The 22,418-nt window shown below is 60.4% G+C and carries 25 protein-coding genes; 14 read left to right on the forward strand and 11 right to left on the reverse strand.

Annotation, left to right across the window (positions count from 1 at the left end; genetic code table 11):
* Positions 1-184 precede the first annotated feature (184 nt).
* A complete protein-coding gene (gene tpx, locus AB5Y67_RS17545) occupies positions 185-685 on the forward strand; it encodes a thiol peroxidase (RefSeq protein WP_194495277.1) in 501 nt (166 codons plus the stop codon).
* A gap of 60 nt (positions 686-745) precedes the next feature.
* Here tpx and AB5Y67_RS17550 read toward each other — a convergent pair whose 3' ends face one another.
* Entirely contained in the window at positions 746-1,573 is an 828-nt protein-coding gene (locus AB5Y67_RS17550) for a transporter substrate-binding domain-containing protein (protein WP_325793995.1), read from the reverse strand.
* Between the two features lie 144 nt (positions 1,574-1,717).
* Between AB5Y67_RS17550 and AB5Y67_RS17555 the strand changes: the two genes are divergently transcribed.
* The gene (locus tag AB5Y67_RS17555; protein WP_325793996.1) at positions 1,718-2,938 is read left to right on the forward strand and encodes a DEAD/DEAH box helicase; all 1,221 of its coding nucleotides are present in this window, start codon (positions 1,718-1,720) and stop codon (positions 2,936-2,938) included.
* A gap of 2 nt (positions 2,939-2,940) precedes the next feature.
* Here AB5Y67_RS17555 and AB5Y67_RS17560 read toward each other — a convergent pair whose 3' ends face one another.
* From AB5Y67_RS17560 to AB5Y67_RS17570, 3 genes are all read right to left on the reverse strand, one after another.
* Positions 2,941-3,726, reverse strand: a complete 786-nt coding sequence (locus AB5Y67_RS17560) for a hypothetical protein (protein WP_199427888.1) — start codon at positions 3,724-3,726, stop codon at positions 2,941-2,943.
* Positions 3,723-5,039, reverse strand: a complete 1,317-nt coding sequence (locus AB5Y67_RS17565; RefSeq protein WP_199427887.1) for a sphingomyelin phosphodiesterase — start codon at positions 5,037-5,039, stop codon at positions 3,723-3,725. The genes AB5Y67_RS17560 and AB5Y67_RS17565 overlap by 4 nt, the downstream gene beginning before the upstream one ends.
* A 198-nt stretch (positions 5,040-5,237) precedes the next feature.
* A complete protein-coding gene (locus AB5Y67_RS17570; RefSeq protein WP_150390225.1) occupies positions 5,238-6,068 on the reverse strand; it encodes a CPBP family intramembrane glutamic endopeptidase in 831 nt (276 codons plus the stop codon).
* A gap of 120 nt (positions 6,069-6,188) precedes the next feature.
* On the opposite strand from AB5Y67_RS17570, the gene AB5Y67_RS17575 reads away from it, so the two are divergent.
* Positions 6,189-6,926: an ABC transporter substrate-binding protein gene (locus AB5Y67_RS17575; RefSeq protein WP_150390226.1), complete on the forward strand. Its 738-nt coding sequence runs from the start codon at positions 6,189-6,191 to the stop codon at positions 6,924-6,926.
* 67 nt (positions 6,927-6,993) lie between these two features.
* Here AB5Y67_RS17575 and AB5Y67_RS17580 read toward each other — a convergent pair whose 3' ends face one another.
* Positions 6,994-7,290, reverse strand: coding sequence for a hypothetical protein (locus AB5Y67_RS17580; RefSeq protein ID WP_005348860.1), 297 nt, complete (start codon positions 7,288-7,290; stop codon positions 6,994-6,996).
* A gap of 66 nt (positions 7,291-7,356) precedes the next feature.
* Positions 7,357-7,731 carry a YacL family protein gene (locus AB5Y67_RS17585; protein ID WP_026034971.1) on the reverse strand — a complete coding sequence of 125 codons (375 nt, stop codon included), beginning with the start codon at positions 7,729-7,731 and terminating at the stop codon, positions 7,357-7,359.
* A gap of 209 nt (positions 7,732-7,940) precedes the next feature.
* Here AB5Y67_RS17585 and AB5Y67_RS17590 point away from each other — a divergent pair, with 209 nt between their 5' ends.
* From AB5Y67_RS17590 to AB5Y67_RS17620, 7 genes are all read left to right on the forward strand, one after another.
* Positions 7,941-9,056 (forward strand): sugar diacid recognition domain-containing protein, encoded by a 1,116-nt coding sequence (locus tag AB5Y67_RS17590; protein WP_194495288.1) that lies wholly within the window; start codon positions 7,941-7,943, stop codon positions 9,054-9,056.
* A 118-nt stretch (positions 9,057-9,174) separates the two neighbouring features.
* Positions 9,175-10,437 carry a GntP family permease gene (locus AB5Y67_RS17595; protein ID WP_005340326.1) on the forward strand — a complete coding sequence of 421 codons (1,263 nt, stop codon included), beginning with the start codon at positions 9,175-9,177 and terminating at the stop codon, positions 10,435-10,437.
* A gap of 9 nt (positions 10,438-10,446) precedes the next feature.
* Positions 10,447-11,580, forward strand: coding sequence for a glycerate kinase (locus AB5Y67_RS17600; protein WP_150390228.1), 1,134 nt, complete (start codon positions 10,447-10,449; stop codon positions 11,578-11,580).
* Positions 11,581-11,812: 232 nt separating this feature from the next.
* Complete coding sequence (locus AB5Y67_RS17605; RefSeq protein ID WP_042084306.1) at positions 11,813-12,376, forward strand: NnrU family protein; 564 nt, start codon at positions 11,813-11,815, stop codon at positions 12,374-12,376.
* A 58-nt stretch (positions 12,377-12,434) separates the two neighbouring features.
* The gene (locus tag AB5Y67_RS17610) at positions 12,435-12,971 is read left to right on the forward strand and encodes a glutathione peroxidase (protein ID WP_076495785.1); all 537 of its coding nucleotides are present in this window, start codon (positions 12,435-12,437) and stop codon (positions 12,969-12,971) included.
* An 82-nt stretch (positions 12,972-13,053) separates the two neighbouring features.
* Positions 13,054-13,989: a LysR family transcriptional regulator gene (locus tag AB5Y67_RS17615; protein ID WP_005340335.1), complete on the forward strand. Its 936-nt coding sequence runs from the start codon at positions 13,054-13,056 to the stop codon at positions 13,987-13,989.
* Positions 13,990-14,171: 182 nt separating this feature from the next.
* Positions 14,172-15,368: a NupC/NupG family nucleoside CNT transporter gene (locus tag AB5Y67_RS17620; RefSeq protein WP_005348874.1), complete on the forward strand. Its 1,197-nt coding sequence runs from the start codon at positions 14,172-14,174 to the stop codon at positions 15,366-15,368.
* Positions 15,369-15,469: 101 nt separating this feature from the next.
* On the opposite strand, the gene AB5Y67_RS17625 is transcribed toward AB5Y67_RS17620, so the two are convergent.
* From AB5Y67_RS17625 to AB5Y67_RS17645, 5 genes are all read right to left on the reverse strand, one after another.
* Positions 15,470-15,889 (reverse strand): DUF4426 domain-containing protein, encoded by a 420-nt coding sequence (locus tag AB5Y67_RS17625; RefSeq protein ID WP_150390230.1) that lies wholly within the window; start codon positions 15,887-15,889, stop codon positions 15,470-15,472.
* A gap of 43 nt (positions 15,890-15,932) precedes the next feature.
* Positions 15,933-16,235: a DUF167 family protein YggU gene (yggU, locus tag AB5Y67_RS17630; protein WP_064338820.1), complete on the reverse strand. Its 303-nt coding sequence runs from the start codon at positions 16,233-16,235 to the stop codon at positions 15,933-15,935.
* Positions 16,235-16,786, reverse strand: a complete 552-nt coding sequence (locus AB5Y67_RS17635) for a YggT family protein (protein WP_005340343.1) — start codon at positions 16,784-16,786, stop codon at positions 16,235-16,237. Before AB5Y67_RS17635 ends, yggU begins: the two co-directional genes overlap by 1 nt.
* 11 nt (positions 16,787-16,797) lie before the next feature.
* A complete protein-coding gene (proC, locus tag AB5Y67_RS17640; protein WP_064338819.1) occupies positions 16,798-17,622 on the reverse strand; it encodes a pyrroline-5-carboxylate reductase in 825 nt (274 codons plus the stop codon).
* A 142-nt stretch (positions 17,623-17,764) separates the two neighbouring features.
* Complete coding sequence (locus AB5Y67_RS17645; protein ID WP_058057968.1) at positions 17,765-18,466, reverse strand: YggS family pyridoxal phosphate-dependent enzyme; 702 nt, start codon at positions 18,464-18,466, stop codon at positions 17,765-17,767.
* A 39-nt stretch (positions 18,467-18,505) separates the two neighbouring features.
* On the opposite strand from AB5Y67_RS17645, the gene tapT reads away from it, so the two are divergent.
* From tapT to AB5Y67_RS17665, 4 genes are all read left to right on the forward strand, one after another.
* Positions 18,506-19,540 (forward strand): type IVa pilus ATPase TapT, encoded by a 1,035-nt coding sequence (gene tapT / locus AB5Y67_RS17650; RefSeq protein WP_005340354.1) that lies wholly within the window; start codon positions 18,506-18,508, stop codon positions 19,538-19,540.
* Between the two features lie 28 nt (positions 19,541-19,568).
* A complete protein-coding gene (gene tapU, locus AB5Y67_RS17655) occupies positions 19,569-20,678 on the forward strand; it encodes a type IVa pilus ATPase TapU (protein WP_005340356.1) in 1,110 nt (369 codons plus the stop codon).
* 47 nt (positions 20,679-20,725) lie between these two features.
* Entirely contained in the window at positions 20,726-21,499 is a 774-nt protein-coding gene (gene yaaA, locus AB5Y67_RS17660; protein WP_064338818.1) for a peroxide stress protein YaaA, read from the forward strand.
* Positions 21,500-21,693: 194 nt separating this feature from the next.
* A complete protein-coding gene (locus tag AB5Y67_RS17665) occupies positions 21,694-22,119 on the forward strand; it encodes a hypothetical protein (RefSeq protein ID WP_040098961.1) in 426 nt (141 codons plus the stop codon).
* Positions 22,120-22,418 lie beyond the last annotated feature (299 nt).

Raw genomic sequence — 22,418 nt, forward strand, 5'->3', positions numbered from 1 at the left:
GATGAGTCCCTCTTGATGGATCCCGCCCCTGCGAGATCCCTGATTACCGAGAAGGAGTCTAAACCTTGGTGTTAAGTCCAAGGTCAACCCCTTTATATCCCTTGTCTTCGCGGGTGTTTGTCTGGTCCCGCCGCCCCTATACTGATCACCCGGATTTTTACTACACCAATAAAGGACATAACACATGAGCAACTCAGTCACTCTGCAAGGCAACCCGGTTTCCGTCGCTGGTCACTTCCCGGTCGTCGGTGAGCAAGCCAAGCCCTTCTCCCTGGTGGCCAAGGATCTCTCCGACGTGACCCTGGCAAGCTTTGCCGGTCAGCGCAAAATCCTGAACATCTTCCCGAGCGTCGATACCCCAACCTGCGCGACCTCTGTGCGCAAGTTCAACGAGCAGGCCAGCGCGCTGGAGAACACAGTCGTGCTGTGCATCTCCGCCGATCTGCCGTTCGCCCAGTCCCGCTTCTGCGGCGTCGAAGGTCTGGACAAGGTAGTGACTCTCTCCACCCTGCGCGGTGCGGCCTTCATGGAAGATTACGGCGTGGCCTTCTCTTCCGGTCCGCTGGTCGGTCTGACCGCTCGCGCCATCGTGGTGCTGGATGGTGACAACAAGGTGCTGCACAGCGAGCTGGTCGCCGAAGTGGCCGACGAGCCGAACTACGCTGCGGCGCTGGCCGTGCTGTAAGGCTGCAAGCCATAAAAAAATCCCGCTTAGGCGGGATTTTTTTATGCGGGAATTGTCTGTTCAGGGCGTAGCTGGCGGGGTGGTTGCCGGTTCAGCCTTGGCGGTTGGGGAGGGTTGCCACTCCACATAGGGGCGGTGGATCTTCTCGTAGATCTCGGCCAGTTTGCCGGTGGCGGCCAGCTGATCGATGGCTTGGCGGAGAAATTCGTCCATTTCATCACCAGCAGCCCCTTTCTGGATGATGAAGACATCCTCGAAATCTCCGAAAAATTCTCGCCTGATATTGGTCAGCCTCAGCTGCTTGAGCATCAGGTCGGCCTCCTCTTGCGCCCAGACAAAGGCGTCGATACGGCCGCGTGAGAGCTTGCGCAGTGACTGCTCGATACTCATCGATCGCTGCACCGGGAAGGGCATATAGTCGGGAACCGCCTCGATTAGCAGGTCCCGTTTGGTGGGCACTATGCCGTAGGCCATATCTGTGGTGACCGGATAGGCGGTATTGCTGTAAATCACATGGGCAACTTTGCCAAAACTGCGGGTGCTGAAGCGATAAGCCAGCATATCGATATCCTTTAGGTTGCGGATGGCGGGCAGCCCCAGATCAGCCTTGCCGGAGATCACCCCAGCCATGGCACGGGCGATGGGGTAGATGGTGATCTTGATGGTCACATCGGGGTAGAGATCATCGATGGCGTGCACCAGGTCGACAAAGGGGCCTGTCTTGTCGGCATTGATCAGCCCCGGAAGCTCGCCAAGGTGGGCATTGAGGATGCGCGCCGGTTTAGGCGGCTCGGGGGCAGCGTCGTTCTTCGGAGTCTGCGACAGGCCGAGGGTGGCGCTGCCGAGCAGGGTGACCACGAGCAGCAGAAGGGGGATGTGTCTGGTCATGGCGGGTCTCTTTTGGTGATGGGTCAGCTAAAGTGTAGTCAGCCGGTCGCCAGCGTCCCTCGGCCAGGCCATCATGGATAGGGTTTTACTTCTCGGCCCCCGCTCACTAGACTTCGCCTCCCACTTCTTTGTTGACGTAGCGCCATGACCTTTAGCGAACTTGCCCTTCATCCCGCTCTGCTTGCCTCGTTGCCCGTCACCTTGCAGACGCCGACCCGCATCCAGCAGCTGGCCATTCCGGCGGCGCTGGCGGGGCAGGATCTGCTGGCACTGGCCCAGACCGGCAGCGGCAAGACCCTGGCGTTTGGCTTGCCGCTGCTGCAACGGCTGGATCCTGCCTCCAGTCAGGTGCAGGGTCTGGTGCTTGTGCCGACCCGCGAGCTGGCGATTCAGGTCACTGCCGCGCTAAAAGAGGGTGCCGAGGCGTTGGGGCTGTGCATCGTTACTCTCTGTGGGGGCGTTGCGCAGGAGCGGCAACAGGCCGAGCTGGCGCTGGAGCCACCGCTGCTGGTGGCGACGCCGGGGCGGTTGCGGGATCTGCTGACCCAGCAACTGTTGGGGCTAGATGGTTTGCAACTGTTGGTGCTGGATGAAGCGGATCGCTTGCTGGAGATGGGCTTTGCTCCCGACATCAAGGCGCTGCTCGGCTTTATTCCGGCGGATCGCCAGACCCTGCTCTTCTCCGCCACCTTGCCTGCCGAGCTAGAGGCGCTGGCTAACGGCCTGCTGCGTGAGCCAACCCGCATCGAGGCCACCCCCCTCAACAGCGTGGTGAACGAGATCGAAGAGCGACTCTATCTGGTCAACAAGAGCAGCAAGGTCCCGGCGCTTATCAGCTTGCTCAAGGAACAGGCGTGGCCGCAGGTGCTGGTCTTTATCAGTGCGCGGGATGATGCCGACGGTGTGGCCAGAAAGCTGGCCAAGGCAGGCATCGCTGTGGCTGCCCTCCATGGCGAAAAAGAACAGGCGGTGCGCGAGCAGGCGCTCAGCGATTTCAAAGAGGGCAAAATTCGGGTGCTGGTGGCCACCGACCTGATGGCGCGTGGCATCCATGTGGAGGCGCTGCCGGTGGTGATCAATCTGGATCTGCCCGCCAGCGCCCCTGTCTATGTACACCGCATTGGTCGTACCGCCCGGGCTGGCCGCGAGGGGCAGGCCATCTCGCTGGTTTGTCATGGCGAGAGTGACATGCTGCAAGCTATCCGCACCCTGACCGGCCGCGAGCTGCCGTTGGGCGATCTGGCTGGATTCCCGGTTACCGACCAGCCTGCCAGCGGGGAGGGCAAGCGCCCCCCGCGTGACAAGCAGGCCAATCGCCGTACTCAGGCCAAGCGCAGCGTCAAGCAGTTCAAGGGCAAGCGCTGACCTCAGGGTTTGCCTTGCTCCCGCGCGAAGAAGTCACGACGCCACTGGCTCAATACCTCCTCTTTGTGCTGTTGCCACAGCGCAGGATCCATCTGTTGTTGGCTGGCCGCCAGTTGCTGCTCCAGCTCGGCCAGCTCTCGCTGGTAGCGGCTGCGTTGATCCAGCTGTTGCTGGCGCGCCCCGGCAAACGCCAGCGTGGCTTCAGCCTGCTCTGCGGGCAGGAAGTGGCGGGCCAGGGTGGCCAGCTCCTCATCTCCCCACAGCTGACGAGCTTGCTGCAGGCGGGCATCCGGGTTGAACAGATCCACCGCCAGATCCGGATGATCCGCCGCCCACCGATCCTGCAAACGGGTGAGGGCGGTCATTCGCTCGGCCAGCGGTAACTGCTCGCTCTCCTGCGCCAACTGATCCAGCGCCAGGGCATAGCGCCCCTGTAACCGGATCAGGCTCTCCCCCTCGCTCAGCCACCCGGCCTCTGTTGCTTCCAGATTGCTCACACGCTGCGCCAGCGGCAACTCGCTGTCGCTGATCTCGCTGGCAAGCTGGTTGATCAGTTCATCCGGCATCGCCTGCCAGCTGCTGGGCACTTCTTTGCTTTTGCCATTCATCCCCTCAGCGTTTGGCATGCGGGGAGGCGGGCTCCCCGGTTCTGCTGGCAACTGCACATCGGCCGGAGAAGGCGTCGTCGACCGTTCTGGCGATATCGGAGACGGCTCTTCCTGCCAGCCCAGATTCACCAGCAAAAGGGTCAGGATAGCCAGTGCCAGTATCCCGTAACGGCGAGTCATCGGCTGATCTCTCCCTTGACTGGGAAGTGGTCTGAGAGGTTGCTGGCGGGCCAGAGGCTGCCATCGCTGCTGCGCGGGATCCAGACCGTGTTGAGGTTGTGGCTGGCGCTGCCGTACTCCCGGCTCACTACCAGATAGTCCAGATACTCGACGTTGGCGCCACCGGAGAGTGGGCCACCGGCATAGGGGTTTATCCTGGGATCGAAGGTGGCTTCGGTATAGCCGCCATAGGCGGGTTCATGGGCGTTCAGATTGGCCAGCATGTTGGCGTAGTCATCGGCAAACTTGCGTTTGTTGACATTGAAGTCGCCGCCGTAGATGACGGTGTCCGTGGTCGGGATCTTGAGGCTGGCTGCCAGAGAGCGGATCTGACCGAACTGGATCTGGCGCAGCTTGCGCGCCTCGTCGGTGTCGAAGCTGGCGGTGTGGGTGGCGAACAGGTGCCACGCCTTGCCCCCCTTGATCACCTCGGCGTACATCACCCCCTTGTCGGCGAAGCAGTCGGTGCCGGTGCATTGGGGATAGACCAGCTGGGCCTCCCGCACTATGGGATAGCGGCTGACGATCACCACGCCGCCGTCGTGGACGTTGACCCCGGGCTTGTCGAGCACCTTGGTCTGGTAGGGATACTCTTTTGCCAGCGCCTGCAAAAAGCCCTCGCGGCGGCCATCGAACACCTCTTGCAGCAGCAGGGCGTCATAGCCCTTGAGGTAATCAGGCAGCAAGGTCAATCGCTCGCCGATGCTGGAGGCGATCACCGGCAGTGCCCAGACGTTGTAGCTGGCCACCTTGAGCCTGTGTTCTGCCGGTTCCGGTTGCTCCCGTTTTTGGGGGGGCGTGATCATATAGTGCAGATCGTCGTAGCGGCCGGTGAACTTGGCGGCAAAGGCCAGCTCTTGTGGCCCGGCAACGCGGTGGATCGCTCGATCGTTTTGCCAGCCGGATGCGCCGGTTGGCGTTTCGCCACCGTGCTGCAAGGTGGTGTTCCACCAGGTTCCCTCCATCAGCTGGTTGAGCCGATAGATGTCGCCTGCCGCTGTGGTCACGCGGGTTTCGAACAGATAGCTCTTGCCCGCCTTGACCCCCTCATAGCGATTGAAGCTGAGCACCATGGCGCTCTCCCACGGGCCCAGCTCGGTGCGGTGCTGGCTCCACTGACTGCCGGGTTGCAGCTGGCCGCTGCCGCTTTGGCGGATGTCGATCTGGAGCGGTTCAGGACTGTTGTTGGTGAGATAGACATCGGTATCGGCCAGTGCCAGTTGCGGGAACTGGCTGACCAGCAGCAGGGCGGCATAACTGAGGGTTTTCTGCATCACAGGATCCTTTTGGTTGCAGGGCAATGGAAAGTGACTGTTATGGCGAATGCAGAGGTCAGTTTGTTTACATTTTGGTTACAAGCAAATGAATTGGTTTTGTTTGGAGCTTTGTGGAGGTGTAAAGCGAGCGAGGCAGCACGCTTAAAGAGAGAGGGAAGAGCGAGGGAAGGCGCCCGTGTCAGGCGCCTTCAGGAGTTAGCGGTGGGCCAGCGGGTAGGTGAAGAGCGCCAGATGGGCGAAGTTGAAGGCGAAGTGGATCAGGATGGCCACGGAGAGTCGCCCGCTGAGCTGGAATGCCAGGCCATAGCAGCAGCCTGCCAGGGTCGCAAACAGCGCCAGCAGTGGGCCACCGGGCAGGTGGATGGCTCCGAACAGTAGCGCGGCCACGACTATGCCAATCCAGGAGCGATAACGTTCGGTCAGCGCCTGCTGGATCGCGCCGCGAAACAGCGCCTCTTCTGCCACGCAGGTGAACAGCAGGTTGTTGAGTGCAAACAGCCACCACCAGTGGGGCAGACCCACTTCCGGTTTCAGTGCCCCCAACTGCCAGGCGATGACAAGCAGGGCGCCCAGCGGCAGCGGCAACAGGGCCAGCGGGCGCCAGCGGATTGCGCCCCCCTTGCCCAGCAGCATCGGGCAGGCCAGCAGCAAGCCAAAGAGCAGCAGCGGCTTGTCGAGGTTCAGATACATGTTGAACGGTACGCTGGCAGGGCCTGCCAGCGCCTGATCCAGCACCTTGAGATTGTTGAAGCCGGGGATGAGGTGCAGGGTCAGCGCAATCGCCCAGAGGATCAGCACCACTCTGGCCGCCATCGCCCAGCGGACGGGGAGGGTTGGCGCACGCCACGCCAGCAGTAATCCTGCGACCGAGACCAGCAGGGCGGGTAGCGTCATTCGGTCAAGCCACAGGGCCAGCAGCAGGGAGAGTCCCAGCAGGGCAAAGGCGGGAAGACGTTGGCGGAAGAGGGCAAGCAGCACTGCCAGTGCCAGCGCGCCCCAGATAAATGAGTCGGGAAGGGGTAACATTGGATCTCCTTGAGCGAGGCAGGCGGCAACCTTAACAAGTGGGCGTCAGCAGGACAACCGCGCAGGAGGTGGTCGGATCCCTTCTCTATACTCATCAACAGGGTAAAGGGAGAGCAGCTGATGAAGCACTGTCTGTGGTTGTTGTGTTGTTGGTGTGTCTGGCTGCAGGCCGCGCCCTTGCTGCTGGTGACCGGTGAGTTCACCCCCTATACCGGCAAGGCCCTGCCTGAAGGCGGCGAGAGCACCCGGCTGGTGACGACCCTGCTGCAAGAGGCCGGGTATCGGGAGATCCGGGTCGACTACCTGCCCTGGCCCCGCGGCTATCAGTTGACCCGCAATGGGTTGGTCGCGGCTACCTTCCCCTACGCCTGGACTGCCGAGCGGGCCAAGCTCTTCCACTACAGCGCTCCCATTCATATAGATCGCCTCTCCTGGTTCACCTATCGGGGGAGCGAGGCCATTCAGGCTGGCCGCTGGCAAGGGCTGCGTGTCTGCATTCCGCTGGGGTGGAGCACCAGCCATGCCGACGGGGTGATCAAGCGTTTCGGGCTGGATCTGCAGCGCCCTAAGACACTGGCACAGTGTCTGCAACTGCTGGATCGCAAACGGATCGATCTGCTGCCGATGAACGAGACGGTGACCCGGGATGCCAGCCGTCAGCTGTTTGGCGACCCCTGCCATCTGCAGGCATTGCCCCACTTTCGTCAGAGCGACACTTTTTACCTGATCATTTCACGGCAGTATCCGGAGGCCGCCAACCTGCTTGAGCGCTTCAATCATGCCCTGGCTGCCGCCCGTGCCGATGGTCGCTATGACCAACTGGTCTCCCGAGCCGGAAAGGGGATCGATTGCCGTTGAGAGTGCCTGGGCGGAAAACAAAAAGCCGGAGCAGTGGCTCCGGCTTTCTATTTGCCTTCAGGGGCGATTAGCGGCCTGATTCGGCAATCACGCGGGCGATGATATCGGCGCGCTTGCCGGCTTCCAGTTCGCCCAGGGCGATCAGGCCAGCCTTGAAGATGACGTTCTTCGGCAGGCTGACGTCGTCCAGTGTGGCGATCGCTTCAACGTGCATGCCGTTCAGGCGGCTGGCATCGCGCGGGCTCAGGTTGACCTGGGTGTTCATCACCTGCTTGCCTTTCTTCTTGGCAGGTGCAGCCGCTTTCTTGGTGGATTCCTGTTCTTCGTCTTCCGGCAGTTCGTCATCAAAATCGTAAATAGACATAATCAATCCTGTTGAGTTAGGCAAAAGGGCACATTTGCCCGACATAGTAATCCGACATTGGGTCAATCAGCCCATATCCTCGTTACGGATAAAGGCGCGCCAGGAGGTAAGCACCTGGGCAAAATCTTCCAGCCCGCACATGGCCAGCTGTTCATCATCGTAGTAGGCGAGATCGTCAAGATCCTCACCCAGCTCGATATTGAGGGCGTTGGCTTTCACCTCCGCCTCTTCATGGGTCAGCAGCAGGGAGTAGTCACCGCCGTTGAGCCGGTATTCGACTCGGGTGCGGTTGGAGAGCTGATCAATGATGGAGAAGAGCTCGTCGAGCTTCTCTTCATCCTTGCCAACCTCGTCGATCAGCCACTGACCGATGGCTTCATGGCCCATGGAGAACCGGGCGCGATAGCCACCAAACGGGTCGCGGCGAAATTCATAATCCATAGCACAGTCCAGATCGGAGGGATGGGCCATCACGGGCAGGCGGGTGCAAGCACGCAATTCCTGCTCCATGGCGGGGCACACATCGGGTAAAGTGGCCTATTCTAGCGATCCCCCTCTCGCTTGTCTTGATGATGTGGCATCTTTGCGCCCATGTGCCCTGAATAGGCCCGTGGTGGCGTCGCCAGATCAGCCCCTTGTCCGGAGATGTTATGCAGCTAAACGATAACCTTGCCCGCCAGATCGTCGCACGGGCGATGAAGATCCTGTCGTTCTCGGTCAACGTGATGGACGAACATGGCCTCATCATTGCGTCCGGCAATCCGGAACGGATCCATCAGCGCCACGAAGGGGCCGTGCTGGCGCTCACCGAAAACCGGGTGGTGGAGATCAGCGAAGCGACAGCCTTGCAGCTCAAAGGGGTGCGACCCGGCATCAATTTACCCATCTCCTATCAGGGGGATCTGATCGGAGTGATCGGCATCTCTGGCGATCCGGAGGAAGTTCGTGCTTACGCCGAGCTGGTGCGAATGACGGCAGAGCTGATCCTAGAGCAGGCGGCGCTCACCGAGCAGTTGCAGTGGGACAAGCGCCACAAGGAGGAGCTGGTGTTGCAGCTCATTCGTGGTGAGGGGCGAGTCGATCAATTGCAGCAGGCGGCCCGCTTTCTCGGGCTGGAGTTGGCCCAGCCTAGGGTGGTGGCCGTGCTGGCTCTGGAGGAGGCGGATCCGGCGCGTCTGCGGGAGCTGGTTCATCAGCTGGAGAACCCGGAGCGGGACAATCTGGTCGCCATCAACGGGCTCGACGAGATAGTGGTGCTCAAACCGGCGCAGTTGAGTGAGGGCGTCTGGCAATCGGCGCAGGAGCGCAGCCGGATCAAGCAGTTGCTGGCCCGTATTCCCCACTTCAAGGTGCATATCGCGGTGGGCGATTACTTCGCCGGGATCGACGGGCTGGCGCGCTCTTACCAGACGGCGCGAGATACCCTGCGCCGTGGCATGCGGCAGGCGCCGCGCAAACAGGTCTACTTCTTTGAGGACTACCGTTTGCCAGTTCTGCTGGGCAGTCTGGCGGACTCCTGGCAGGCGGATCAGCTGCGCACACCGCTGCAGAAACTGGCCCGGGAAGATGGCAAGGGGGTGCTGCAGAAGACCCTGCGCCACTATTTCTTGCAGGATTGTGATCTGCATCGCTGTGCCGAAGCCCTGTTCATTCACCCCAATACCCTGCGCTATCGGCTGGGGCGGATAGAGCAGATAACCGGGTTGAATTTCAACAAGTTAGACGACAAATTTTTGCTCTATCTCGGCCTTAATCTCGACTTGTGATTGTAAATTTAGACAAGAAACCACTTTTACATGACGTGATTTTTGGCTATTCAGCCAAAGCATTCTGATTGCAGATCTCCATAATGGCGGCCATTCACTCCCATTGAAGGTGTCCGTCATGATCCCGGTTACAGCCCTTGGCGCCATCGCGGCGCTCTCCATCGCCATCATCCTCATTTTGAAGAAGGTGCCGCCCGCTTACGGCATGATCGTGGGTGCCCTGGCCGGTGGCCTGATTGGCGGTGCCGACCTGACCCAGACCGTCGCCCTGATGATCGGCGGCGCCCAGGGGATCACCACTGCGGTGATGCGGATCCTGGCGGCCGGTGTACTGGCGGGCGTGCTGATCGAATCGGGTGCGGCCACCACTATCGCCGAGACCATCGTCAAGAAGCTGGGTGAAACCCGCGCTTTGCTGGCACTGGCGCTGGCGACTCTGATCCTGACTGCGGTCGGCGTATTCGTGGATGTGGCCGTTATCACGGTCGCCCCCATCGCGCTGGCCATCGCCCGCCGTGCCGACCTCTCCAAGGCGGCCATCCTGCTGGCGATGATCGGCGGCGGCAAGGCGGGCAACGTCATGTCCCCCAATCCCAACGCCATTGCCGCGGCTGATGCCTTCCATCTGCCCCTCACCTCTGTGATGGCGGCGGGCATCATCCCGGGTCTGTTCGGTCTGGTGATGGCCTACTGGCTTGCCAAGCGGCTGAACAACAAGGGCAGCAAGGTTGCTGCTGATGAAGTGGTGAGCTTTGCCGGTGCCAAGTTGCCAGGCTTTGCCGCCGCCATCAGTGCACCGCTGGTCGCCATCCTGCTGCTGGCTCTGCGTCCTGTTGCCGGTATTGTGGTGGATCCGCTGATTGCGCTCCCCCTCGGTGGTCTGGTCGGCGCCCTGATGATGGGTAAATTCAGCAAGGTGAACCAGTTTGCGGTCTCCGGCCTCGCCCGTATGGCGCCGGTTGCCATCATGCTGCTGGGTACCGGTACCCTGGCGGGCATCATTGCCAACTCCGGCCTGAAAGATGTGCTGATCAGCGGCCTGACAGCCTCCGGTCTGCCTTCTTACCTGCTGGCGCCCATCTCAGGTGCTTTGATGTCGCTGGCGACTGCCTCGACCACCGCCGGTACCGTGGTGGCCTCCAACGTATTCAGCTCCACCCTGATTGAACTGGGGATCAGCAGTCTGGCCGGAGCAGCCATGATCCATGCCGGTGCCACCGTGTTTGACCACATGCCCCACGGCTCCTTCTTCCATGCCACCGGTGGCAGCGTCCACATGGGGGTGGGTGAGCGCCTGAAACTTATCCCTTACGAAACTGCAGTCGGTCTGACCATTGCCACTGTCTCCACCCTGATGTTTGGCGTGTTTGGCCTCGCCTAAGGAATTGATATGAAAATTGTTATTGCCCCCGATTCATTCAAGGAGAGTCTGAGCGCCATGGCGGTGGCTGATGCCATCGAGGCTGGTTTCAAACAGGTGTTGCCAAACGCCACCTACGTCAAATTGCCGATGGCCGATGGCGGTGAAGGCACGGTGCAATCGCTGGTGGATGCCACCGGTGGCCGCATCCTGCCGGTCGAAGTGACCGCGCCCCTAGGCAACAAGGTGCAGGGCTTCGTCGGCCTGCTGGGTGATGGCGAGCGCGCCGTCATCGAGATGGCCGCCGCCTCCGGCATCCATCTGGTGGCGCCCGAGCAGCGCAATCCGCTGCTCACCTCCAGCTTCGGCACCGGCGAGCTGATCCTGGCCGCGCTGGAGATGGGGGTGAAGCACCTGATCCTCGGTATCGGCGGCAGCGCCACCAATGACGGCGGTGCCGGTATGATCCAGGCGCTCGGTGGCAAGTTGCTCAAAGCGGATGGTGCGCCTATTGCTCTGGGTGGCGCAGGTCTCAGTGAGCTCGCGACCATCGATCTGAGCAGTCTGGATCCGCGTCTGAGCGATCTGGTTATCGAGGTAGCGTGCGATGTGAACAACCCGCTCTGTGGCCTGAAAGGCGCCTCTGCGGTGTTTGGTCCACAGAAGGGGGCGACTCCAGAGATGGTGGTGCAACTCGATGCCAACCTCGCCCGTTATGCCGACTGCATTGAGCAGGCCCTTGGCAAGCAGGTGAAGGATATTCCGGGGGCGGGCGCTGCCGGTGGCATGGGGGCCGCACTGGTCGGCCTGCTTGGTGCCGAGCTCAAGCCCGGCATCCAGATCGTCATCGAAGCGCTGAAACTGGCCGAGGAAGTGGCCGATGCGGATCTGGTCATCACCGGTGAAGGGCGCATCGACAGCCAGACCATCCATGGCAAGACGCCAATCGGTGTCGCACGTTGCGCCAAGCAGTTCGGCAAGTCGGTGATCGGTATCTCCGGTTGCCTGACCGACGATTGCGGCGTGGTACACGATCACGGGCTGGACGCGGTATTCGCCGTGGTCAACCGCGCCATGTCTCTGCCGGAGGCGCTGGAGAGCGCCAGCACCAATATTCAACTCACTGCGCGCAACGTAGCGGCGCTCTATCAGCTCAAGGGCTGATCCGGTTCGGCCGATGCGCCCCATCGGCTACTCAATATCCCCGTTTGGGGCATCTCCCATCCCGCGAGATGTCTGACTGCCCTGGCACTTATTTGCCGATCCATCGTGATCGGCTCTTTTCTTTCCGTTCCTTTGTCTTGCCACACTTTTGACTCCATGGGTCAGCGCGGTTTTGATAGGCGCACATCTCCCTTTACGGCATAGTGGTCGTACCAAGTACAAGGAGAGACTCATGTTCCTGCTGACCCTGGGGGTTGCGCTGTTTACCCTGATCCATCTCTACCCCTGTTTTGCGGTGGCCCATCGGGCGCGACTGAGAGAACGGCTGGGTGAGAATCGCTACAAGGGGCTCTTCTCCCTGCTGGTGTTTGTCGCCATCGCCTGCATCATCGCCGGTTGGCGCTCGGCCAGCTCGCTGCCGCTCTACTTCCTGCCGGAGTGGGGGCCGATGACCATGACGGTGATGATGCCTTTTGCGCTGATCCTCTTTTTCTCCGGCCAGGGGCCCAACCATCTGCGCCGCTGGCTGGTGCATCCCCAACTGCTCGGTACCCTGCTCTGGGCGGTGGCCCATCTGCTGGTCAACAGCGAGGCGCGATCTCTGGTGCTGTTTGGCGGCATCGGGCTGTGGGCGCTGGTGAGCATGGTCTGGATTTCGGTGCGGGACTGGCAGCGATATCCCCGCCCGGCGGCCAACTGGACGGGCACCGGCATCAGCGTCGGGGCAGGCCTGGCTGCCACCGCGCTGCTGGTGTTCTGGGGCCACGGCTGGCTGACCGGCATTCCCTTGCATTGAGAGTGAACTGCGGCTCTGGTAACCGCGTATGATGGACAAAACAAAAGGAGTCTTGGCGATGAAATGGTTCACTCTGTTGCTGTTATTGGGGGCTGGCGCGGCCTCTGCGGCGTGCCCCGATTATTTCAATGTGGAGATGCGGGAGCTAAACAACTCTCAGCGCCACAACCTCTGTCAGCTGACCGAGGGCAAGGTGGTACTGGTGGTTAATACCGCCTCCTATTGCGGCTACAGCGGCCAGTTCCGCGATCTGGAGCAGCTCTACCAGAGCTACAAGGATAAGGGATTGATTATTCTTGGTTTCCCCTCCAACGACTTCTGGCAGGAGGCGGGCAACGAGACCAAGACCGCCGAGGTGTGTCGCCGCGACTATGGCGTCACCTTCCCGATGTTCAATCGGGTAGCGGTGCGGGGCTCCGATGCTGTGCCACTGTTCAAGGGGTTGGCGGCGGCCGCTGATGGGGATGAGCCGAACTGGAACTTCCACAAGTATCTGGTGGGGCGCGATGGCAAGCTGATCGCCAGCTACGGCGCCAACCAGAATCCGGCTGACGACCCCCTCAAACTGCAGATCACCCGGGCGCTGGGGCTCTGACCCTACCCCTTGGCGGGCGGCTCTGGAATAATGGGCTCCCGCCACTCAATCCGGTTATCTTGTGCTGCAACGTCTTCCTCAAATGGTGATCTTCGATGCGCTGGTGCGCGAGCAGGGGATCTCTGCCGCCGCCCGTCGTCTCGGGGTCTCCAAATCCCATATCAGCAAGCAGCTGGCGCTGCTGGAGACCACCCTTGGCGCCCAGCTGGTACAACGCACCACCCGCCGCTTTGTCCTGACCGAGCTGGGTCAGGAGTATGCCCGTCACTGTCATGCGCTGGTGGCGGTGGCGCAGGAGGCGGACTCCATGATCGCCGAGCGGCGCGGCAAGGTGAGCGGGGTGCTCCATCTCGGGGTGGGCCAATCATTTGGTCGTCTGCACGTCATTCCCCATCTCAAGGCGTTTCAGGATCGCTATCCCGAGCTGGAGCTGGAAGTCTCGCTGTTCGACCACAGAACCAATCTGGTGGATGAAGGGCTGGATCTCTGGCTTACCACCTATGAGGACAAGCCGGAAGGGCTGGTGGGACAGCGGCTGGCCGACATCGGCTTCGTGGTGGCGGCTTCGCCGGATTACCTGCTGAGCCACGGCACGCCGCTTCATCCCAAGGATCTGGCCCAGCACAACTGCATCACTTACCAGAGTCGGGAGCGGCGCTATCACCAGTGGTCGTTTCGCCAGGGCAAGGAGCGCCAGACGGTGCAGGTGGCGGGCAACTATCGGGTGGATATGGCGGAGGCAGTGCGGGATGCGGCACTGGCCGGGCTCGGCATCGCCTATATCGCCAACTACTTGCTGGACAAGGAGTTACAGAGCGGCAAGCTGATCCCGGTGCTGCCAGGGTGGCGACCGAACCAGCAGATGGCGGTACACGCCGTTTATGCCCGGCGTGAACATCTGGATCCCAAGATCCGTCTCTTCATCGATTTCCTCAAGGCCCGCTTTGGCCCCGAACCCTATTGGGAGCAGCGACTGGCCCCCTGGCTCGGGGGTAAATTGTCCGGTGGTGAGGAATGATTGTTTCCATTTAAGAACTCTCGATTTCTCCTGATACTAAAATCGAACCAAATCAGCCAGTTGGCGCAACCGATATCGTGCAAACGTTTTTTCTAACAGGGTTGTAACCAAGCGGACTTGCAGTGACGGGGTGAGAGGCGCAGAATCCGCGCCCATCTTTTGCCCCACCTGATGGAGTCCCTATGATTGCCCTGCTCGGCATCCTGAGTATCCTGGCGCTTGCCGTCATCTGCTCTGATAATCGTCGTCGTATCCCGTTGCGAACAGTTGGCCTTGCCCTCTGCCTGCAAATCATGTTTGCCGGTCTGGTGCTCTGGTTGCCTGCTGGTCAGCACGTGCTGAACGGGGTCAGCGAGAGCGTAAGCAGCGTGATCGGTTATGGTCAGGAGGGGATCGCCTTCCTGTTCGGCGATCTGGCCAAGTTCAAGCTGGGCTTCATCTTTGCCTTCAACGTGTTGCCGGTCATCATCTTCTTCTCCGCGGTGATCGCCATCCTCTACCACATCGGCATCATGCCTCGGGTGATCGCCCTGCTGGGAGGCGGCCTGCAGAAGCTGCTGGGCACCGGCCGTGCCGAGAGTCTTTCCGCGACCGCCAACATCTTCGTTGGCATGGTGGAAGCGCCGCTGGTGGTCAAACCCTACCTCTCCAAGATGTCCGATTCCCAGTTCTTCGCTGTGATGAGCTGTGGTCTCGCCTCCGTCGCCGGTGGCACCCTGGTGGGCTATGCCAGCCTCGGGGTTGAGTTGAAATACCTGATTGCAGCGGCCTTCATGTCGGCCCCTGCCGGTCTGGCGATGGCCAAAATCCTGGTGCCGCCGGGAGCTGAAGAGGTCGATCACCATCAGGATGTCGAGATCCCCCGCGCTACCAACGTGATTGAAGCGGCGGCCGATGGCGCCATGTCTGGCCTCAATATTGCGGTGGCGGTCGGTGCCACCTTGCTGGCCTTCGTTGGGGTGATCGCCATGCTCAATGGCCTGCTCGGCTGGGCTGGTGGTCTGGTGGGGCTGGATCTGAGCTTCCAGATCATTCTGGGCTGGCTGTTTGCCCCCGTCTCCTGGCTGATCGGGGTACCTTGGGATCAGGCGCAAGCTGCTGGCGCTCTGATCGGTACCAAGATCGTGGTCAACGAGTTCGTCGCCTTTATCGGTCTGGTGCAGGATCAGACCCTGAGCGAGTCGAGCAAGGCCATCGTGACCTTCGCCCTGTGCGGCTTTGCCAACATCTCCTCCATGGCGATCCTGATCGGCGGTCTGGGCTCCATGGTGCCGGAGCGCAAATCCTTCATCGCCCGTTACGGCATGCGCGCAATTCTCTCCGGCGTGCTGGCAAACCTGATGAGCGCCTGTCTGGCCGGTCTGTTCCTCGCTCTGTAACCGCTGCGGTACGGGATAGATGCAACAAGGGCGCCCTGATGGCGCCCTTGTCATATGGATAAAATGAAGCCCCGACCTTGTTTGGGGCTTCTTGTTGCTGCTCAGTCGACGTAGAAGGTCTGCTGGAAGCTGAGGTTCTGTTGCTGCCCACCGCCCATGATCTTCAGGGTGAACTGATAGGTATCTTCGTTGCGGTAGGGGAGGGTCGCCAGATAGTAGATGGCATCCCCCTCTTTTACCTCCTGAAAGTTCAGGGTGCGGATGGTGCCGGTCAGGTTCTTGGCCTCACCGGTGATCCCCACGGCTTGCGCCACTTTCTGCTTGTCCTGTACCGCGATATTGATGATGGCGTTGTAGCGGCTGCGCTCCAGTCCATACGCCTTGGCGACCTCGGGGGTGAGGAAGCTGGAGTTGAAGGCGCTGTAGTGCACCAACCAGGGCCCCAGCTCCTTCATCTGTTCTGCCTTGAGCGGCAGGGTCATCAGTAGTGCCAGCAGGCCACTCATCCAGGCTGTTTTCATCTGTCATCCCTCTCATATCTACGGTTGGCGCAGGCCGATTCATTCAGCCTTGCATGTCATTCAGCAGTGTACTCACTTCTTGCGGCAACTGTTTGGGGCTGTCGATGGCGACGGTTTTGTGCCGCCCCAGTTCGCCCCGCACTATGGTGATCTGTCCCTTGGCCACCTTGAACTGCTTGGCCAGAAACTTGATCAGATGGCTGTTGGCCTGGCCATCGACCGGCGGCGCCGTGATGGCCACTTTCAGCTCTTCGCCATGCAATCCGATGATCTGATCCCGACTCGCCTTGGGCTGGATCACCAGATGCAGTACCAGTTCATCCCCTTGTTGCAGGACGGCTGGCATCAAATCATCCACCACAGCTGGCCAAACAGGTCACCCAGCAGGTAGTTGATGGCTTGCAGGCCGATAAAGGCGACCAGCACCGAGAGATCCAGCCCGCCCAGTGCCGGCAGTACGCGGCGGATAGGAGCGAGGAACGGCTCGGTCAGCTGATGCATCACGTATTCGATGGGGTTACGGCCCTGGCTGACCCAGCTCAGGATGGCGCGGATCAGCAGTACCCAGAAGATCATCGAGCCCGCTTTCTTCAGCACGGTCAGCGCGGCAAACAGGCTGATGCTGAGCCAGTCCGCCAGCAGTACGTTCATGCTCTTGAGCAGGGCCAGCTTGAGGAAGGCGACAGCCAGCGCCAGCACCACGGAGGCGAGATCGATGCCGCCAAAGCCAGGGATAACTCGGCGCAGCGGGATCACCAGCGGATTGGTCAGCTTGACCACCATCTGGCTCATCGGGTTGTAGAAGTCGGCGCGGGCCCACTGCAGCCAGACGCGCAGCAGGATCACCATCAGGTAGAGATCGAAAACGGTGTTAATCAGAAAGTAAGCTGTGTTCATCTGGGCTCCTGTTAGAAGAGGGTTTCCATTTCGGTGGCGCGAGCAACGGCCGCCTGCATGGCTTGCGCAGTCAGCGGCATCAGCCCCTGCTGCTGGAATGTCTTGATGGCTTCGGCTGTGGTGCCGCCCTTGCTGGTGACCTGCTCACGCAGGGTTTGCAGCGACAGCTCCGGGTTTTGCTCCACCATGGCGGCTGCGCCCAGCGCGGTTTGCTGCACCAGCAGGCGTGCCTGATCGGGCGAGAAGCCCAGTGCCTCCGCCTCTTCGGCGATCGCCTGCATAAAGAGGAAGAAGTAGGCCGGAGCACTGCCCGCAGCAGCGATGACGCCGTTGATGCCGGACTCCTGCTCCACCCAGAGGGTCTTGCCGACCGCCTGCATCATCAGCTCGGCAAAGTCGCGATCCGCGGCGGCAATATGGTCGGGTGCATAGAGACCGGTCATGCCCAGACCCAGCAGGGCAGGGGTATTGGGCATGGTGCGTATGATGCGGTCATGGCCACCGGCCATCTCGCCAAGGCGCGCCACCTTGATGCCAGCCGCGATGGAGATGAGCAGCTTGCCCTCAAGGGATCCCAGCTCTTCAACCAGTGCTGCCAGCATGCTGGCCATCAGCTGCGGTTTGACCGCCAGCACGATCACCTCGGCGTCGCGGGCCGCCTCGGCATTACTCTGGGTGATGCGAATGCCATGTTCCCTGGCCAGCGCCTCCAGCTTGGGCAGACTGGGGTTGGCAGCAGTGATCTGCCCGGCGGGATAACCCGCCTTGACCAGTCCGGCGATGATGCTTCGGCTCATGTTGCCCGCGCCGATAAAGGCCAGCGTTCTATGCTGCATCAGATGCTCCTGTTGCACATGGGGTCGCGGCGGGGTGGGTGCTGCCTGCACCAACTGACGCCAGAATTCGGTGTTCCATCAAACGCTCCTGTTGATGAAGTCGCGGCAAGAGGCGGATGTATGGGTTATCCGCTGGCCTTGCCTATGAGTAGTCACGGGCACCGAAGATGGCGGTGCCGACCCGCACCATGGTGCTACCGTGGGCGATCGCCAGTTCGAGATCTTCGGTCATCCCCATCGAGAGGGTATCCACCGTGGGGTATTGTCGCGCAAGCTCGGTGAACAGAGTCTGCATACGGGTCATTTGGGCGGCCAGTACGCCCTCGTCGCTGGTGTGTTCGGGAATGGCCATCAGCCCCCGCAGCACCAGTCGCTCACTTTGAGAGACCAGCTCGGCAAGGCGGAAAATCTCTTGTTCCGACGTTCCGGATTTGCTGCTCTCTCCGCTAATATTGATTTGCAGACAAACATTTAGCGGTGCCATTGTAGTTGGGCGCTGGTTGTTGAGGCGGTCGATCAGCTTGTCCCGATCCACGCTCTGCACCCAGTCGAACCGTTCGGCGACCAGTTTGGATTTGTTCGATTGCAAAGGGCCGATAAAGTGCCACTCTATGTCGCTATATTCCGGCTGCTGGCGCAAGGTATCGATCTTGGCCGCTGCTTCCTGGGCGTAGGATTCGCCAAAGCAGCGCTGACCTGCGGCATGGGCGGCCATGATGGCCTCGACAGGTTTGGTCTTGCTCACGGCCAGCAGGCGGATCTGCTGCAGGTTGCGGCTCGCCCGTTCGGCGGCCTGGGCAATACGTTCCTTTACCTGAAACAGGTGCTGGGCAATCTGGTTCATATTTCGTTAGTGATCTTGTGATGGGAGAATGACAAGTCTATGGATATCACAGAGTTATTGGCTTTCAGTGTAAAGCATAAAGCCTCGGATCTACACCTCTCGGCCGGGGTTCCCCCGATGATCAGGGTTGATGGTGAGGTTCGCAAGATCAATTTGCCCGCCCTGGAACACCGGGAAGTGCATGCCCTCATTTACGACATCATGAACGACCATCAGCGCAAGGAGCTGGAGGAGAACTTCGAGGTCGACTTCTCGTTCGAGGTACCCAATCTGGCCCGTTTTCGGGTCAACGCCTTCCAGCAGGCACGCGGCTCGGGCGCGGTATTTCGTACCATCCCCAGCACTGTGCTGAGCCTCGAGGATCTCGATGCGCCGGAGATCTTCCGCAAGATCGCCGAGTTCCCGCGGGGTCTGGTGTTGGTGACCGGCCCGACCGGTTCGGGTAAGTCGACCACCCTGGCGGCCATGGTCAATTACATCAACGAGAACTTCCATCACCATATCCTCACCATCGAGGACCCTATCGAATTCGTCCACGAGAACAAGCGCTGTCTGGTGAACCAGCGGGAAGTTCACCGGGATACCAAGAGCTTCAGCAACGCCCTGCGCTCGGCACTGCGGGAAGACCCGGACATCATTCTGGTGGGCGAGATGCGCGACCTTGAGACCATTCGTTTGGCCATGACGGCCGCCGAAACCGGCCATCTGGTGTTTGGCACTCTGCACACTTCGTCGGCGGCCAAGACCATCGACCGTATCATCGACGTCTTCCCGGGCGCGGAGAAGGACATGGTGCGCTCCATGCTCTCAGAATCCCTGCGGGCGGTCATCTCCCAGACCCTGCTCAAGCGTATTGGCGGTGGCCGGGTGGCGGCTCACGAGATCATGATGGGCATTCCGGCGGTGCGTAACCTGATCCGGGAGGACAAGATTGCCCAGCTCTACTCGGTGATCCAGACCGGGATGACCCACGGCATGCAGACCATGGATCAGAGCCTCAAGCAGCTGGTGAGTCGTGGCGTGGTGGCATCCCTCGATGCCAAGGCCAAGGCTGTTGATCCCAACAGCATTTAAGCGACTCGCACCCAGGGAGGGATAGATGATGAATCTGGATGATCTGCTGAGCGAGCTGGTCGAGCGAAAGGGATCAGATCTGTTTGTGACGGTGGGCTCGCCGCCCACCCTCAAGGTGAATGGCCATCTGGTGTCGCTGGGGGGGGAAGCGCTCGACAAGAAGGGGGCGCTGACGCTGGTCAGGGATACCCTCAGCAGCGATCACTTCGAGCGCTATATCCGCACCAAGGAGGCCAACTACGCGATCTATCGCGAAGCGCTTGGCCGTTTTCGGGTCAGCGCCTTCTGGCAGCAGGAGCTGCCCGGTATGGTGGTGCGGCGTATCGAGACCCGCATTCCCACCTTTGAAGATCTGCAGCTACCCAAAATCCTGCAAGAGGTGGCGATGGCCAAGCGGGGGCTGGTGCTGTTTGTTGGCGCCACCGGGGCGGGTAAATCGACCACCCAGGCGGCGATGATCGGCTATCGCAACCAGCATGCCGATGGTCATATTCTGACGGTGGAAGATCCGGTGGAGTTCGTCCATCAGCATGGTCGCAGTCTGGTGACCCAGCGAGAGGTGGGGATCGACACCGAGTCGTTCGATGTGGCGCTGAAAAGTTCGCTGCGTCAGGCGCCGGACGTGATCCTGATCGGCGAGATCCGGAGTCAGGAGACCATGGAGTTTGCCCTGCAGTTCGCCGAGACTGGACACCTTTGTCTCGCCACTTTGCATGCCAACAATGCCAACCAGGCGCTGGATCGCATCCTCCATCTGGTGCCGCAAGACAAACACCGCCAGTTCCTGTTCGATCTCTCTTTCAACCTCAAGGCCATCGTCGCCCAGCAGCTGGTGCCGAGTATGGATGGCAAGCGGCGCTGCGCTGCGTTCGAGATCCTGCTCAATACCCCGCTCATCACCGACATTATCCGCAAGGGAGAGATGCATCGCCTCAAGGAGGTGATGACCAAATCGACCGAGCTGGGTATGCAGACCTTCGATCAGGCGCTTTTCAGCCTGTTCTGCGCCGGCCAGATTGGCTACAGTGAGGCACTTGCCCACGCCGACTCGGCCAACGACCTGCGACTGCTGATCAAGCTCTCCGGTCGCGAGCGGCTCGGCACCGGCACGCTGGACAATGTGACGCTGGATGAATGAATCATGGGGCCGCTCTGCCGTTCGGCCCCTCGCCATAAAGGAACGTTATGCTGATTGTGGTTTCCCCGGCCAAGACGCTGGATTACGAGTCACCGCTGGTGACACCCCGTTTCACCCAACCCGAGCTGCTGGATCACTCCGCCGAACTGATTAGCCGGGCCCGCCAACTGAGCCCTGACCAGATCGCCACTCTGATGAAGATCAGCGACAAGCTGGCCGGTCTCAATGCCGCCCGTTTTGCCGAGTGGCAGCCAGATTTTACCCCCGCCAACGCCCGTCAGGCGCTGCTGGCTTTCAAGGGGGATGTCTACACCGGTTTGGCGGTAGAGGATTTCAGCGAGGCTGATTTTGACTTCGCTCAGGCACACCTGCGGATGCTCTCCGGCCTCTACGGCGTGCTTCGCCCCCTCGACCTGATGATGCCCTATCGGCTGGAGATGGGGACCAGGCTCGACAATAGCCGCGGCAAGGATCTTTACCAGTTCTGGGGGGAGGTGATCACTCACCATCTCAACGACGCGCTGGCAGCGCAGGGGGATGAAGTGCTGATCAATCTGGCCTCCGACGAGTATTTCAAGTCGGTACGACCCAAGAGCCTGAAAGGGCGGATTGTCACACCGGTGTTCAAGGATGAGAAGAACGGCCAGTTCAAGATCATCAGCTTCTACGCCAAGAAGGCGCGCGGCATGATGGCTCGCCACATCATCAAGCACCGTCTGACCGAGGTGGAGCAGCTGACCGGTTTCAACGCCGAGGGCTACTACTTCGTGCCGGAAGAGTCGGACGCCAATACCCTGATGTTTAAACGCGCCGAAAATTAATTACAAAAAGAGGGAACCAATCTTTCGACCCGCGGGTCTGAATATGTGAATCCTCTGTTGTAAGCACTTTTTATTCGCCGACGTTTGATACGTCGGCTTTTTTATTGCCGTTTTTATTGTCCATCGATTGCCTTCGCCGGGACTATGTGGTTCAGATAGACTCAAGACAGGGAGCGAGTCGTCGTGAGGTGAATATGGAACAGAAAAATGCCATTCGGCAGGTTGCCGTACCTTGGGCTCCGTCCCGCCAGCTACCGCCCGGTCTGGTTGTGGCCGAGCTGCATCAGGATCTCTGGAGCGACTCCCTGACCATCATGCTGGGGCGGGCGCGCAGCATCGATCTGCCCCCACAAATCCTCTGCCGGGTCTATTTTCGTCATATCTACGCCCTGCGGGTTATCGAAGATTGCGATCTGGCCGAGGGGAAGGATAGCCACGCTATCGAAGAGCAGATCCAGCTCATCACCCCATCCCGTTTTGCCAGCTGGTTCCATCAGGAGTCGGACGGCCTGCATCTGGATGAAGATCTGCAGCACTATCGCATCTCGACCTGGGATTATTGCGCCGATGTGCTGACCTCCTCGGCGCCGGAACTGCAGTTCCTGCCCCAGAACGAGTAGCCAGCTGTTACGTCAGAGGCGAAGGATGATCCTTCGCCTCTTGGTTTTTGGGCGGGCGCAGATTTTGTGGCGTTCAGGCCACTCAAGCCGGGTGGCGGCCTGTTGTGTCGGCACAAAAAAAGCGCCTCAGAGGAGGCGCGGGGAAAAAGACAGATTGGAAGCGTCACATGGGTGCTACTTGAATCAGCGAATGAGCCGTGCCATTCAAGTATGGAGCCATCATGCCAAGCTCAATCTGAAGTAGTTCTGAGGCGATTCTTCATTTTCTGTTCATCTTATCAGCAAAGCGTGGCCACTGA

The organism is Aeromonas sp. s12 (genome assembly GCF_040907925.1).
GTDB classification, from domain to species: Bacteria; Pseudomonadota; Gammaproteobacteria; order Enterobacterales; family Aeromonadaceae; genus Aeromonas; species Aeromonas veronii.